The sequence below is a fragment of the Helicobacter rodentium ATCC 700285 genome, assembly GCF_000687535.1.
GTDB lineage: Bacteria > Campylobacterota > Campylobacteria > Campylobacterales > Helicobacteraceae > Helicobacter_D > Helicobacter_D rodentium.
This window is the reverse complement of record NZ_JHWC01000003.1, coordinates 44,988-59,778: the sequence shown is the minus strand read 5'-3', so window position 1 is coordinate 59,778 and position 14,791 is coordinate 44,988. Positions and strand designations below refer to the sequence as shown.

Below are 14,791 nucleotides of genomic sequence, written 5' to 3'. Positions count from 1 at the left end.
AGCATTATTTTAAGCAAATTCATTCAAAAACGCAAGGTTTCTAAGCAATCTTATGCAAAAATTCCACTTTATTTTTCATTAGGTTTTGCTTATGTTTAAATTACACTCTTCTTTCAAGCCCTCCGGAGACCAGCCCGAAGCAATTAAAACTCTAAGCGGATTCATACGCAAGGGCAGTCAATACCAAACACTCATCGGCGTAACCGGCAGTGGCAAAACCTTTTCTATGGCGCACATTATAGAATCTCTACAAATGCCAACTTTAATTATGACGCACAACAAAACTCTAGCCGCGCAACTTTACAGCGAGTTCAAGGGATTCTTTCCTAAAAATCACGTAGAATATTTCATCTCGCACTTTGATTATTATCAGCCCGAAGCCTATATTCCGCGTCAAGATTTATTTATTGAAAAGGATTCTAGCATTAATGAGGAGCTAGAGAGGTTGAGGCTTTCTGCCACTACTTCCCTTTTAGCTTATGAGGATAGCATTGTGGTGGCATCTGTATCGGCAAATTATGGTTTGGGGAATCCTAAAGAATATTTAGAAATGATTGAAAAATTTGAAATAGGGGTGCAATACCACCAAAAGTCGCTTTTGTTGCGCCTTGTAGAAATGGGCTATAAACGCAACGATAATTTCTTTGATAGGGGAGATTTTCGTGTCAATGGCGAAGTGATAGATATTTATCCCGCATATAGTGAGGACGAGATTCTGCGCTTGGAGTTTTTTGGTGATGAATTAGAATCCCTTAGCCTCTTGGATTCCGTAGATAGAACGCTAAAGAAAAAGCTAGAATCCTTTGTGCTTTATGCTGCAAATCCCTTTATCGTGGGTGAGGAGAGGCTTAAAAGCGCGATTCAAAGCATAGAAAAAGAACTGCAAGAACGTTTGGGGTTTTTTAAGGCACAGGGCAAAATGGTAGAATACGAGCGGTTAAAGTCGCGCACTGAATTTGATTTAGAGATGATTAGTGCCACAGGAATCTGCAAGGGGATTGAAAATTATGCGCGGCATTTAACAGGCAAAAAGCCCGGCGAGACGCCCTATTCCCTACTAGATTATTTTGAGCAAAAAAATAAGCCTTATTTGCTCATTGTAGATGAAAGCCACGTGAGTTTGCCACAATTTGGCGGAATGTATGCAGGAGATAGAAGCCGCAAGGAAGTCTTGGTAGAATATGGATTCCGCCTCCCTAGTGCGCTAGATAATCGTCCGCTAAAATACGAGGAATTTATCCACAAAGCCCCGCATTTCTTGTTTGTCTCTGCAACTCCCGCACAAAAAGAACTAGACTTAAGTGGCACACACACCGCAGAGCAGTTAATCCGCCCGACAGGTTTGCTAGACCCCGTGTATGAAGTGTTAGAAGTGGATAGGCAAGTGGAGATTCTACACGATAGGGCAAAGGAAGTGATTGCGCGTGGGGAGAGAGTGCTTGTAACCGCACTCACAAAAAAAATGGCAGAGGAACTCACAAAATATTATAACGATTTGGGATTAAAGGTGCGCTATATGCACAGCGACATTGACGCCATTGAACGCAATCAAATCATTCGCGCTTTAAGGGCGGGAGAGTTTGATATTTTAGTAGGAATCAACTTGTTGCGTGAGGGATTAGATTTACCAGAAGTTTCTTTGGTTGCAATTTTAGACGCCGACAAAGAGGGATTTTTACGCAGCGAGACAAGTTTGATTCAGACAATGGGGCGAGCTGCTAGGAATGTCAATGGGCGCGTCTTACTCTTTGCAAACAAAATCACGCCCTCTATGCAAAAGGCAATGGAAGTTACAGACTATCGCCGCAACAAACAAGAAGCCTACAATAAGGCGCACAATATCACGCCACAGAGCGTTTCAAGGAAGCTTGATGAGGATTTGAAAAACCAAGATTTAGGAATCCTTTATGAAAAGGCAAAGAAAAGCAAGGACAAAATGCCCAAAAGCGAACGCGATAAACTCGTCAAAGAACTAAGCCGACAAATGCACGAAGCGGCGAAAAAGCTAGAATTTGAGGAAGCCGCGAGACTGCGCGATGAGATTGCAAAGTTAAGGGCGATGTAGAATCTCCCTTAAACTAAACAACTAATACTTTTTTGTGCTAATATCTTCCAAAATTGCGTCAGCCAATTTTGCAACATCTTGACCAATAGTGCTGACTTCTTTTGCGATTTGATTGTTTTGTTGCGTGATTTGCTCCACTTCAGCAATAGAATTTGTAATCGCTTCCATTGCGCTTGTTTGATGATTAATGTTTTCTCCCGTCTGGTTAATGGACTGCACAAGCGTGTTCGTGTAAGCTTCAATCTCGCTTAAACTTTTGCCTGTGCGTTCAGCCAATTTCCTAACCTCATCCGCAACAACTGCAAAACCTCTCCCGTGTTCTCCAGCTCGTGCCGCTTCAATCGCCGCATTAAGAGCCAATAGATTCGTTTGGTCTGCAATATCTTGAATAATTTTCAAAATATTTTTAATCTCATCACTCTGTCTTGCTACTTCCTTAATCATTGCATTGCTATCTTGCATATCTTGAGAAATTTTAGACATTGTTTGCGAACCAGCTTGTAAGGATTGTGTTTGCAAATCAGACTGCTTTGCAAGATTAACCAAAAAATTCTTTAAATCATTGCTTTTTTTGTGTAAAGTATTGGAGCATTCCGCACTAAAACGTAGCATTTTAGCAACTTCCTCTCCTAGCTTGTTTGTAATAATTTCTACCTCGCCTTTGGGATTCTCTAAAGACTGCGTAAAATCTAGATTAGCAAAGGATTGATGGATTTTTGCAATCTTTTTAAGATTAGAACCAATATGGTGCTGCAAAGAATCCAACATTGTATTTAAAACCTTTTTCAATTCTAAAAGGTTTGGATTGTTTGGATTGGCTTCAATACGCGCTTCCAAATCCCCTTGTTCCACTCTTGCCACCACCTGCAAAGATTCTTTAATGGCGGTTGAATCCTTTTCTAAACCAAGCTTAATATTTTGTGCATTTTGATTAATGGCTTTGCTCATCATACCCAATTCATCTCTGCAAAACAAAGGAATATCTTGAAAATCATCGCGTTGATTATTCAAATAATCAAAAAACTCTTGCAAACCAGATTTTATTGAATTTATACGCTTATAGATAATATGCCCCACTAAATACATCACGGCACAAATAAGCACTAGGACAAATAAAGAAATCATTGCCGCAAAATTGCGATTCTCTTTTGCAGCTTTTAACATTTCGTCCAACGGAATATTCGCAAACGCCGCCCAACGAATCGCATTATTATTCGTGCCAAGCGTAAGAGGCTCCATAATGGTTGTAATCGGTGCTTTGGTGTTGGGGCTAATCCTATCAAAAATCACTTCTTTGCCCGTTAAAGCAGTCTTCAAATATTCATTTGCACCCTTATCCACATTTACCATTTCGCGATTTAATAGATGAAAAAATTTATGGTGCAAAACCACACTATCTTGAGAAAGCAAGACAATAAAGCCGCTTTCTAGGATTTTAATTGGCTTGATTTCATCACCTAATTTTTTTAAATCCAATAGAATCCCACTAATCCCGATAGTTTGAGAATTATAAACGATTTTATTCAACAAATAAACCGGGGGATAAAGAGGTGTTTTATCCACACTATCTTTTGGTTTTGGCTTTAATTTAGGAATAAAAATTGCTTGTGTATTGTTCCCTTTAAAGAGTGCATTGAGTTCATCTATGGCGGGGATTCCTAATGTGTCTTGCGGAGCATTAGCATAGACTTCTCCATTAAAGAATTTAACAAATGCTACTTTATAAAGATTGTTTTGTGCTACAATGGTTTTTAAATAGCCATTTAATATTGCCGAGCAGTTAGAATCGCAGAGAGAATTAGCATTTGGAGTTCTTAGGTTCTGCAAACTTTCAATAGCCAAAGTTGAGATATTATTCGCATTTTCAAAACCTAAATTGATTTTACCTTCTAAAGTCCTTGCCTGATTTTTGAGTGTGGCTTGCGCATAATTGGTTGTTGTTTCCTTCGCAAAATCAAAGTTTTTATTTCCCACCAATATCACAACCAAAGCAAGACCCACGAGTGCTACTGCAAAACTTGCAAAAATAATTTTAAACTTTAAACTCACATCATTTACTCTTAATAAAGCCTGTAACATTTTTGCTCCTTGGCTGTTTATTTCCTTAACCTCTCTAATATTATATCTTAAATAATAATCAAAACTATGTGATTTTATTACACTAAAAGAATATTACTTTAAAATATTTTACATAACAACTTTGATACAATTAAAAGAATTTTTAAATTCTCAAGGAGTAAAAATGAAAAAATTGTTTTTTGGAGTTTTGCTTATGTTAGGAGTAAGCGTGATGGCATTTGCTAAACCAAATATTGTAATTTTGGCAACAGGCGGAACAATCGCAGGAGAGGCAAAAAGCGACCTTGCAACTACAGGCTATAAAGCAGGTAGTTTGGGCATAGAGGTGCTTATTAACGCGGTACCAGAGCTAAAAAATATTGCCAACATTAGCGGTGAGCAAGTAGCAAATATTGATAGCTCTAATATGACAGACCAAGTTTGGCTCACACTTGCAAACAAAGTCAATTCTCTTTTGTCAAGCTCCAATGTAGATGGAATCGTCATCACACACGGAACAGACACAATGGAAGAAACCGCTTACTTCTTAAACCTTGTGGTAAAAAGCAATAAACCCGTTGTTTTAACAGGAGCAATGAGACCTGCAACTGCTATTAGCGCAGATGGGCCCAAAAACCTTTACAATGCTGTAAGTCTTGCTGGAGATAAAAATGCTAGAAATAAGGGCGTAATGGTGGCGATTAATGACAAAATTTATAGCGCGAGAGAAGTAAGTAAAACCCACACACTAAATGTTGAAACCTTTAAAGCTCCCAATAGCGGAGAAATCGGTTATATCGTAGATGGTAAAGCGTTTTTTAACTCCCTTAGTGTCAAAGCACACACAAAGGATTCTCCTTTTAGCGTTAGAGGCTTAAAAGAATTGCCTAAAGTAGATATTGTCTATACTTATTCCAATGATGGCTCAAAAGTTGCAGTAGAAGCCTTTTTAAACGCAGGCGTAAAAGGATTGGTTGTTGCAGGAAGTGGAGCAGGTAGCATTCACGAAAATCAAAAAACTATCTAATTGAGCTTCTCTCACAGAAAAAACTTGTAGTGGCAAAAAGCTCACGCGTTGGCTCTGGCTTAGTTCCTCTAAGTGAGGAAGAAATTCAACAAGGCTTCATTAGCGCAAACAATCTCAACCCCCAAAAAGCAAGGGTTCTTTTAATGTTGGCACTTACAAAAACAAGCAATCCAAAAGAAATCCAAAAATACTTTGACCTTTATTGAGTCGTTTGCATTAACTGCTCTGCGGTTAATGCAAACTCAAGCCACCCACAATAACAAGCGATAAAATATTCTGTAACTTTATCACATTGTTCCCCTTTGCTTTTGGAATATACTTCGCATATTTTTTTAAAAGGGCTAACAATGGAAACTCCGAATCAAACAAGCAATCAAGAAAGTTGGCTTTTGCATTTTCCTATTATGTTTTTTGCAGCAGTTATGGGCATTGGCGGATTGGCTCTTGTTGCAGGTAAAACACTGAAGGTTTTTGGGCTAGAGGCGAAGTTTGATAGTATTTTTCTTGCATTAACCTTTTTAAGCCTAGCCCTTTTATGTATTATTGCACTGCTTTATCTAGCCAAAACAATTTTATATTCTCCCGCATTCTTAAAAGAACTCAAACACCCCGTGCGGATTAATTTTTTTGCAGCCATTTCTGTGTCTTTTTTAATAGTCTTAATGCTTCTTTTGCGCTTTGACTTTATTCCATTACAATTTCATATTGTGGTTTTTTATGGTAGTGCTTCTTTACAGCTTCTCTTTAGTCTTTATGTCGTGCGATTCTGGTTTGTCAATGAAATGCAACAAAAAATGGCAAATCCTGCGTGGTTTATCCCTATCGTAGGGAATCTTATCGTTCCACTTGCAGGAATGAATCTAAATTCAAAAGAAGAATGGACGATTCCTTTTGAGGTTTTAATTTTTTATTTTGGAATGGGAAGCTTCTTTTGGATTCTACTCAATGCGGCACTTCTTATTCGCCTAGTTTTTGGAGAAAATCTACCACAAAAGTTTTTACCAACTTTATTTATTTTCATCGCCCCCCCTAGTGTTTTTGCTCTAGACATTCTAGCTTTATTCAAAGGATTTACGGATATTGCTACTCTCTATGGAATCGCAAGTGCTAGTTTTAGTGTTGCGCTATTTTTTATGTTCTTAATGATAAGCCTCTTTGGGGTTTTTAGTCGGCTGAAATTTGCACTCTCTTGGTGGGCTTTTACTTTTCCCACTTGCGCTTTTACCCTTTGCGCATTAGAGCTTTTTGCTTGGAATGGTTCTTTGCTCTATGGATTTTTTGGAATTTTAGGCATTGTATTAAGCAGTATAATAGTGCTTATCGTAAGCTTTCGCACTCTAATTGCTATAAAACAAAAACAAATTTGTGTTTTAGAAGAGTAGTTGCGGTTTTGCTTTGAATTTGTTTGCTTCTCTCAATCATAAGAGGCTAGGAATCCCCACACAACAAGAACAAGAACTAAACCGCTCTAGTCATTGCGAGAAATAAGCAAAACAAATTGCAAAGCCATAATCTCGCAAAACAAAATAATCTTAACAATGGAATCATAAAGGCGAGATTCCACAAGAAATCGGAACGCACAACCACGCAAATAAAAGTTAAAATATCCCAAAAATTATTTACGCGTTTTTCCTGCAATAATAAACCGCAAAGCATTGAGTTTAATGAATCCTTCCGCATCGCTTTGGTTATAAACAGAATCCTCTTCAAAAGTGCTATACGCAGCATTAAAGAGAGAATTTTTAGATTCTCTACCAAGAATCGTTACATTCCCCTTATAAAGCTCTAAGCGCACCACACCCTCTACTTTTTCTTGCGTTTTGTCAATCAAAGCTTGTAAGGCTTCTCTCTCTGGGCTAAACCAATATCCATTATAAATCAAACTCGCATATTTTGGCATAATCTCATCTTTTAAATGCGCTTCCTCCCTATCAAGGCATAGCGATTCTATGGCGCGGTGTGCTTTAAGATAAATCGTTCCTCCCGGAGTTTCATAGCAACCGCGTGATTTCATACCCACATAACGATTTTCTACCAAATCCAATCTACCGATTCCATTTTCACCGGCTAATTTATTCAACCTTTCCCAAAAATTTGCCGGGCTTAGCTTTTCTCCATTGATTGCGATTCCATCACCCTTTTTAAATTCAATCGTAATAATTGTCGGTGTATCCGGTGCGTTTTTGGGTGAAACACTCCAACGCCACATATCCTCTTCGGGTGCAACATTTGGATTTTCTAAAATCTGCCCCTCATAACTAATGTGCAATAAATTTGCGTCCATTGAATAAGGCGATTTGTTTGCCTTTTTCTCAATAGGAATCCCTGCGGATTCCGCATATCCCAATAACTTTTCGCGACTATTTAAATCCCACTCCCTCCAAGGCGCAATGACTTTAATATCCGGATTCAACGCATACGCACCAATCTCAAAGCGCACTTGGTCGTTACCCTTACCTGTTGCGCCGTGTGAAATAGCGTCTGCACCCACTTCTTTTGCAATCTCCACCAAATGTTTTGCAATCAAAGGACGCGCAATGCTTGTCCCTAGCAAATATTCTCCCTCATAAATCGTATTTGCCCTAAACATTGGAAAAACAAAATCGCGGATAAATTCCTCACGCAAATCTTTGATAAAGATATTTTCCGATTTGATTCCAAGCTTTTGTGCTTTTGCTCTTGCGGGTTCTACTTCCTCACCTTGTCCAATGTCTGCGGTAAAAGTTACCACTTCACAACCATAAGTATCGCCAAGCCATTTTAGAATAACACTTGTATCTAATCCACCGCTATATGCAAGGACCACTTTTTTGATTTGTTTGTTGCCCATTTTAGCTCCTTAAAAATTTTGCGTTATTATAGCAACAATTTAATATTCTTTTAGCTACAATTCTGCAAATTTTAAGGATAAAAATGCGAATTGATAAATTTTTAAATGCTGTCAATATTGTCAAAAGACGCGCAATCGCACAAGATATGATTGCAAATGGTGTTGTAAGAATCGCGGGAATCAATGTCAAAGCAAGTAGAGATGTGAAAGTGGGCGATGTGATAGAAATTGCATTTTTAGAAAAATCCAAGTTTTATCAAGTCTTACAGATTCCAGAACAAAAAACAATCAAAAAGAACGAATCGCATTTGTATTATAAGGAAATACAAAAATGATTTACTGCGCGGGAAAAATGGAATCCTTTGCTTTTGCAAAAAGCATTGGAGTGGGGCTAGTGGAATCAGCAATCAATCTAACGCAATCTGTGCTATTTGATAAACCTGATGAAATTGTGTTTATTGGCACTTGTGGAAGCTACTCTACTGCGATTCCACTACTAGAAGTCTTTGAGTCTTATGGGGCGAGCAATGTTGAGCTATCCTTTTTAGAGGATAAATCTTACACACCATTGGATAATATTTTAACAAATGTTTCACGTGAAACTATTTTGAATGCAGAACAAAAAATTGTCAATTCTAGCAATTATATCAGCACCGATTCCAACCTTGCGCAAAAAATGCTAAAACTTGGAATCGCTTATGAAAATATGGAATTTTTTAGCATATTAAAAGTCGCAAACCATTTTAATCTCCCTGCAATTGGAATCTTTTGTAGCACAAATTATATCCACAAAAATGCGAGAGAGGAATTTTTATCCAACCACAAAGCAGCAATGCAAAAATTAGAATCCTATATTAAAAACAAATTGGATTCTGCTTTAGGCAAATAAATGCAAGAAAATATTTTTAGTCTCTCTCTTGATACACTTGGAACAATGCTTGAAAATGCAGGATTCCAAAAGTTCCGCGCAAAGCAAATTTACCATTGGCTCTATGTGCGCTATGTTGATGATTTTGATACAATGGACAATTTACCCAAGCCATTAAAAACCTATTTGAAAGAAAATTTCACAACACAAAAAGTACAAATCTGCAAAAAAGAACAAAGCATTGATGGAAGCGTAAAATATCTTTTTGCCACGCAAGATAATCTCACCTATGAATCAGTGTTTTTAAAAATGAAAGAGGATAAATTCACGCTTTGCCTCTCTTCGCAAGTGGGTTGCAAAGTCGGATGTAGTTTTTGCCTCACTGCAAAGGGAGGATTTGTGAGAAATCTCAATGCGGGAGAAATCGTCTATCAAGTGTGGGCGATTAAAAAAGACCAAGGGATTCCACAAAACAAAGCAATCAATATCGTGTATATGGGAATGGGCGAACCGCTAGATAATTTGGATAATGTCGTAAGCGCGATTGAGATTCTTTCCACGCTAGATGGTTTAAGCATTTCTACGCGCCGACAGACAATCTCCACAAGCGGAATCGCGCCAAAGATTAAAAAACTTGGCGCACTCAATCTTGGAGTGCAACTCGCGATTTCTTTACACGCCGTTGATGATAAATTGCGAAGTGAGCTAATGCCAATCAATAAAGCCTACAATATCCAAGCTGTGATTGATGAAGTCGCGCAATTTCCTATTGATAGTCGTAAAAGGGTAATGTTTGAATATCTTGTGATTGATGGCTTAAACGATGACTTGGATAGCGCAAAAAAACTTGTCGCCCTGCTGAATAAAATCAAAGCCAAGGTGAATCTAATTTATTTTAATCCCCACGAGGGAAGCAAATACAAACGCCCAAGCATAGAAAAAGTGGAGGCTTTTAGGGAATTTTTGCTTAAAAAAGGGCTTTTATGCACGATTAGAGAATCCAAAGGCTTAGACATTAGTGCGGCGTGCGGACAACTTAGAGAGCGCAATTTAAAGGAATAAAATGGGATTATTAGACATTGTAATGATTGTATTTTTGGGTGTCGTCTTTGTGGTAGGAATGGGTGCGTTTTTGTATTACGCTTACAAAAAATAGTTGGAATCCCTTAATCACGAAATAGAGAAAAAACCTTGTAAAGCAAAATAGAAAAAAGTGCTAAAAACAACAGATAAGAAAGTAGCATTGAAAAATCCTTATAAAATTTAACGCATTATATCCTAAATTTATCCTCTCCAAACTCTTATTAAATTTATCTGCGAGATTCCACATAGCAAAGTATCCACTAAGCAAAAATGCAATATAATCACGAATCTTACATTTTACTTAAAAGGGCAAACAATGGCTTTAAAAGTTTATTACGACAAAGATTGTGATTTAGGGCTTATCAAAAAGAAAAAAGTTGCGGTTATTGGGTTTGGTTCTCAAGGACACGCACACGCAGAGAATTTAAGAGATTCTGGCGTAGAAGTAGCAATTGGACTTTATAAAGGTGGTAAAAGCTGGAGTAAAGCAGAGGCTAAAAACTTCAAAGTGCTAGAAGTAAGTGAAGCCACAAAATGGGCAGATTTGGTGATGATTCTAATCCCTGATGAATTACAAGCAGATGTTTTTGCGCGAGATATTGAGCCTTATTTAGCAGAGGATAAAATCATCGCTTTTGGACACGGATTTAATATTCACTTTGGACAAATCAAAGCTCCTAAAGGTGTGGGTGTGATTATGGTTGCGCCTAAAGCTCCCGGACATACCGTTAGAAGTGAGTTTGTAAAAGGGGGTGGAATCCCTGATTTAATCGCAGTAGAGCAAGATACAAGCAAGGGCGACGCAAAAGCCATTGCATTAAGCTATGCAAGTGCAATTGGTGGCGGACGCAGTGGAATCATTGAAACAACCTTTAAAGACGAAACAGAAACCGACTTGTTTGGCGAACAAGCAGTGCTTTGCGGCGGAGTTTCAAGCCTCGTTAAAGCTGGATTTGAAACATTGGTTGAAGCGGGTTATCCTGAAGAAATGGCATATTTTGAATGCTTGCACGAGTTGAAACTTATCGTGGATTTGATTTATCAAGGTGGCTTAGCAGATATGCGCTATTCTATCTCAAATACTGCCGAATATGGCGATATGATAAGCGGACCTCGCGTGATTAATGAGGAATCCAAAAAAGCAATGAAAGCAATCCTAAAAGATATTCAAGAGGGTAGATTTGCAAAAGACTTTATCCTAGAGCGTAAAGCAGGATATGCAAGAATGAATGCAGAGCGAAAAAATCTAGCAAATCACCCCATTGAAAAAGTAGGTAGCAGATTGCGTGAAATGATGCCTTGGATTGCTGCTGGGAAGTTGGTGGATAAGAGTAAGAACTAATCCATACTTTATGTTTGCAATTTCCCCTGCAAACATAAACCCTCCCCTCCACAGCACAAAGGAATCCACACAATATTTTAAACCTTAAAAATTAACATTGCTTAATATTTATCAACACAAGGATTTAAATTGCTTTTAAATAAAAAATCATTTCTCAAATCTGAAATCGCTAGACTAGCAAATGAAGGCTTGATTAACAAAACACAAGAAAAAGAGATCCTAAATTTTTATTCCCTTGATAAAGGTTCAGATTTTCCTTTTCTAGTCGTTTTCGCCTTTATCTTTATAGGGCTTTCTATCCTCACGCTTGTCGCTTATAATTGGGAGCAGATTCCAAACATTTTTAAGACACTCTTGCTCCTCACCACGCTTTTTGCCACACATTTGGGCATATTTTACTCCAACAACCCCTTATTTAAGCAGAGTTTTGGAATCCTAAGTGGATTTGTCTTGCTTGCAAATATTGCTCTGCTTTCACAAATCTATCATTTAGGGGAGGATACTGCTTTAGCCTTTTTGAGTGTGGGCTGTGTCGTGTTGGCGTTGGCTTTTGCCCTCAAGTCCTCTGCCATTTTCCTTGTGGGCTATTTATTCACTAGCGTATGGTATGTTTTGAATCTTGTGGAATACCATCACTCTATGAGTTTATTTATTTGTATTATTGCGCTTGGAATTATTGTGCAAAGTGGAATCCTTTTTCCCCTCTCCTTAAATGCAAAAAAGATTCTTGCTTTGCCTAATTTTATATTTCTTGGCTTGTATCTGTGTGAGATTCAGGAGGAGAGCTTAAACCTATCCGCTTTTGCGTGGCTTTCTCTCATCATTTTAGGCTTTCATTTCAAGCCCTACAAGATTTATGCTTATTTTGCTTTAGCTTTAATCCTCATTGCCTCAAGCTATTATCCTTTAGAGGATTTGTTTTTGACCCCTTCCTTTTCTTTGCTTGTTTTGCTTGTCGTATTAGGCGTTGCGAATCTATATTTTAAACACTATCCTTTAGGGATTCTCATTATCGGTTTTGCTTTGGTGGATTATTTTTACTTTTTATACTCCCTAGATACAACAATCCTCACAGGGTTGTATTCCTTTTTAACACTTCTTTTAGGCGTTCATCTCATCAAAGATTCTCATACAATCTCGGGGCTGTTTGTTTTGTGCTTGTTAGCGTTGGTGCGCTATTTGGATTTGTTGGGGGATTATATTGGCGCAAGTCTCATCTTTTTGTGTTTTGGACTAGGATTGCTTTTGTTTGCAAGGAGAAAAAATGCTTAAAGCAAAATGGCTTTTAATTGCGTGTGGATTACAATTTGCTTTGATTGGCGCAATGTTTATCAATGCTTATTTGCCAATCTATTTTGGCACAGAAGTGAAAGTTATTGCTAAAGGATACGACCCTAGAGATTTACTTGCAGGGAATTTTGTGTGGCTAGATTATGGGGTAAAACTTGAAAAATCTATGTATGCAAAGATTCCATTCAATGCAGAGGTTTTCGTATGTCTTGAAAAAGCAGATAAGGGAAATTTTATCTTTAAAGAGATTCTAACTAAACCACCCAAAAATCAACTTTATATCAAAACAAAAGCTCCCAAAAACGAATTTTCACGCCTTTCTTTAGGGGGCATAGAAAAATATTTCACCACAAAAGACAAGGCACAAGAAATGCAAAGCCTCCTTGCTAAGCCCAACAATCAAGCGATTGTAACTTTGAAAATCTTCAGAGGCAAAGCAAGGATTGTAGATTTAAAGGTGGAATCTCATCAATAATTAACAAATGATAAGAATTTATTGCATTACCACAGCAGCAAGGGCATTAAAGGGATTGCATTCCACTTCCCCCTCCAAGCCACCAAAAGGGCGCATATCTAGCACACTAAGAAGTAAGCCCATATTGTTTTTAAGCTTCTTTGCCAAGAGGCTTTCTAAATGCTTCGGCGCAGATTCCAAATCTGCTTCCTCTGGCTTAAAGTTAGGGTGATAGACGATTGGAATCTGAAAAAGAGCGACCTTAAACACTGCACCCTCTGTGTATTTGCTCGTCGCCTTATCTACTCCTGCACTTTTAAGTCTTTTGATTTGCTCAAATGCACTGCCTATGAGAGCGTTACAAGATTTATCAAATTCCCATTTGGCATTTGTGCTGATTTTCAACCATATTTTTTTGGATTCTATATAGGCTTCAAATTTGAAATCTTTTTCTGCACACCAAAAATCCACAAGCCCATTTCTGTCTTGCTTTTCTAACTCGCCTTTAGCTTTTGTCTTGTATTTAATGGGATTCTCACTAAAAACATAAGGTGTCAAGGAATGCAATGCGCAACCAATACTCGCATAAGCGTTTCTCTCCTCAAACATCATCGGGAAAAACCCCAAGCCTTTTTGTGCTTCAAGATTCACTGCAAACGCTTGTTTGCAAAACTCTACAAAGAAAGATTTAAACAACCTCCCGCCCTGAAAACTATCGGATTTATAATAAGAATCTAACAGCAAAATCTCTGCTTCTTGAGGCAATTGATAAGACATTACACCTCTCCTTATTTATTAAGTTCTGCAATAATATATTCATCGCCTTTATTGTTGCTAGTAACCTTATAATTAATTGTAGAATTTATAAAACTCCCTAAAATTTCCCCATAAGATATGTATTTATTTCTCTCCTCTCCACTCATTTTTCCCACATCTGGCGCATTAACAATATCCTGTTTATCATAATCTATGGAAACATCATAACCCATTAAGCGATAAAGCATAAAATTGCTTGCCACCATACCAACAAACAAACTAAGTCCCATATCGTCAGCCATCTTTTTTTGCACCTCTTTGTTTTGTATCATTTGCGTAAATTCATCTAACACTTTTATTCCAACCTTTGCCTGACAGATATTTTGTTCTGCGTCTAACAACACAACATTGCTTGTGTAAAATCCCAAATCTTTAGCCGTTTGATTATATTCTTGTAACAATATATCAAGAGCTTGGTCTGCTATACCTTTATCATCGCAACTTGTCTTGCCACAACCACTCAACAACAAACCGAAACCAAACACGATAAAAGCATATTTAAAAATGAATTTCATATTCAGTCCTTAGTGAGCATTTGCGATGGCTTGTTGAATGATTCTTAGATTATCTTTTGGGATTTCTTTCCATACCAAAAACAAATCCACAAACACCCATACGATGAGAACAACAAAAGATAAAATCGCAATTCCAACAAGGATACCTGATCCAATAATATCGGCTATAATAAGTCCAACACAATAAACCAAGAATAAAACCAGCTTGTAGATTCCAAGCTTTTTATCGCCCTTATAGAATCTATCCGCACCAACAGCACCCAAAAATAATCCCAAAACCAACCCAACAACCTTAGATTTTAAGGAAAGCCCATAAAGTCCTCCTGCTTTTGTAGAATCTAACGATTTCAATTCCTCTTGCACCTGATAAACAGAATAATTAGGAATTTTATCTGTCCATTGCAACATTAAACTATTCACAACATTTTGCTCCATTTTAAGAA

The 14,791-nt window shown here is 37.7% G+C and carries 13 protein-coding genes and 1 pseudogene; 9 read left to right on the top strand and 5 right to left on the bottom strand.

Features of this window, described 5'->3' with window-relative positions:
* Positions 1-91: 91 nt before the first annotated feature.
* On the top strand, positions 92-2,065 hold the full coding sequence (uvrB, locus tag BS85_RS0102900) for an excinuclease ABC subunit UvrB (RefSeq protein ID WP_026943485.1): 1,974 nt from the start codon (positions 92-94) through the stop codon (positions 2,063-2,065).
* A 21-nt stretch (positions 2,066-2,086) separates the two neighbouring features.
* On the opposite strand, the gene BS85_RS12165 is transcribed toward uvrB, so the two are convergent.
* Positions 2,087-2,548, bottom strand: a complete 462-nt coding sequence (locus BS85_RS12165) for a methyl-accepting chemotaxis protein (RefSeq protein WP_423786652.1) — start codon at positions 2,546-2,548, stop codon at positions 2,087-2,089.
* 1,807 nt (positions 2,549-4,355) lie between these two features.
* Here BS85_RS12165 and BS85_RS10155 point away from each other — a divergent pair.
* Positions 4,356-5,356, top strand: a pseudogene (locus BS85_RS10155) (type II asparaginase).
* A gap of 141 nt (positions 5,357-5,497) precedes the next feature.
* Complete coding sequence (locus tag BS85_RS0102880) at positions 5,498-6,532, top strand: SLAC1 anion channel family protein (protein ID WP_026943483.1); 1,035 nt, start codon at positions 5,498-5,500, stop codon at positions 6,530-6,532.
* A 233-nt stretch (positions 6,533-6,765) separates the two neighbouring features.
* On the opposite strand, the gene BS85_RS0102870 is transcribed toward BS85_RS0102880, so the two are convergent.
* Positions 6,766-7,980: an argininosuccinate synthase gene (locus BS85_RS0102870; RefSeq protein ID WP_026943482.1), complete on the bottom strand. Its 1,215-nt coding sequence runs from the start codon at positions 7,978-7,980 to the stop codon at positions 6,766-6,768.
* Positions 7,981-8,063: 83 nt separating this feature from the next.
* On the opposite strand from BS85_RS0102870, the gene BS85_RS0102865 reads away from it, so the two are divergent.
* The 6 genes from BS85_RS0102865 to BS85_RS0102835 all read left to right on the top strand — a co-directional run bounded on the left by BS85_RS0102865 (position 8,064) and on the right by BS85_RS0102835 (position 13,038).
* Positions 8,064-8,315, top strand: a complete 252-nt coding sequence (locus BS85_RS0102865) for an RNA-binding S4 domain-containing protein (RefSeq protein WP_026943481.1) — start codon at positions 8,064-8,066, stop codon at positions 8,313-8,315.
* Entirely contained in the window at positions 8,312-8,869 is a 558-nt protein-coding gene (locus BS85_RS0102860; protein WP_026943480.1) for a phosphorylase family protein, read from the top strand. The genes BS85_RS0102865 and BS85_RS0102860 overlap by 4 nt, the downstream gene beginning before the upstream one ends.
* Entirely contained in the window at positions 8,870-9,910 is a 1,041-nt protein-coding gene (gene rlmN / locus BS85_RS0102855) for a dual-specificity RNA methyltransferase RlmN (RefSeq protein ID WP_026943479.1), read from the top strand.
* Positions 9,911-10,247: 337 nt separating this feature from the next.
* Complete coding sequence (gene ilvC, locus BS85_RS0102845) at positions 10,248-11,273, top strand: ketol-acid reductoisomerase (protein ID WP_026943478.1); 1,026 nt, start codon at positions 10,248-10,250, stop codon at positions 11,271-11,273.
* A gap of 129 nt (positions 11,274-11,402) precedes the next feature.
* Positions 11,403-12,545 carry a DUF2157 domain-containing protein gene (locus tag BS85_RS0102840; protein ID WP_026943477.1) on the top strand — a complete coding sequence of 381 codons (1,143 nt, stop codon included), beginning with the start codon at positions 11,403-11,405 and terminating at the stop codon, positions 12,543-12,545.
* A complete protein-coding gene (locus tag BS85_RS0102835) occupies positions 12,538-13,038 on the top strand; it encodes a GDYXXLXY domain-containing protein (protein WP_026943476.1) in 501 nt (166 codons plus the stop codon). Before BS85_RS0102840 ends, BS85_RS0102835 begins: the two co-directional genes overlap by 8 nt.
* An 18-nt stretch (positions 13,039-13,056) precedes the next feature.
* Here BS85_RS0102835 and BS85_RS0102830 read toward each other — a convergent pair whose 3' ends face one another.
* Genes BS85_RS0102830 through BS85_RS10150 form a run of 3 tightly spaced genes read right to left on the bottom strand, consistent with a single transcriptional unit; the run spans position 13,057 to position 14,783 of the window.
* Complete coding sequence (locus tag BS85_RS0102830) at positions 13,057-13,794, bottom strand: hypothetical protein (protein ID WP_026943475.1); 738 nt, start codon at positions 13,792-13,794, stop codon at positions 13,057-13,059.
* 11 nt (positions 13,795-13,805) lie between these two features.
* Complete coding sequence (locus BS85_RS0102825; RefSeq protein WP_026943474.1) at positions 13,806-14,348, bottom strand: hypothetical protein; 543 nt, start codon at positions 14,346-14,348, stop codon at positions 13,806-13,808.
* A gap of 9 nt (positions 14,349-14,357) precedes the next feature.
* Complete coding sequence (locus BS85_RS10150; protein ID WP_034551044.1) at positions 14,358-14,783, bottom strand: NINE protein; 426 nt, start codon at positions 14,781-14,783, stop codon at positions 14,358-14,360.
* Positions 14,784-14,791 lie beyond the last annotated feature (8 nt).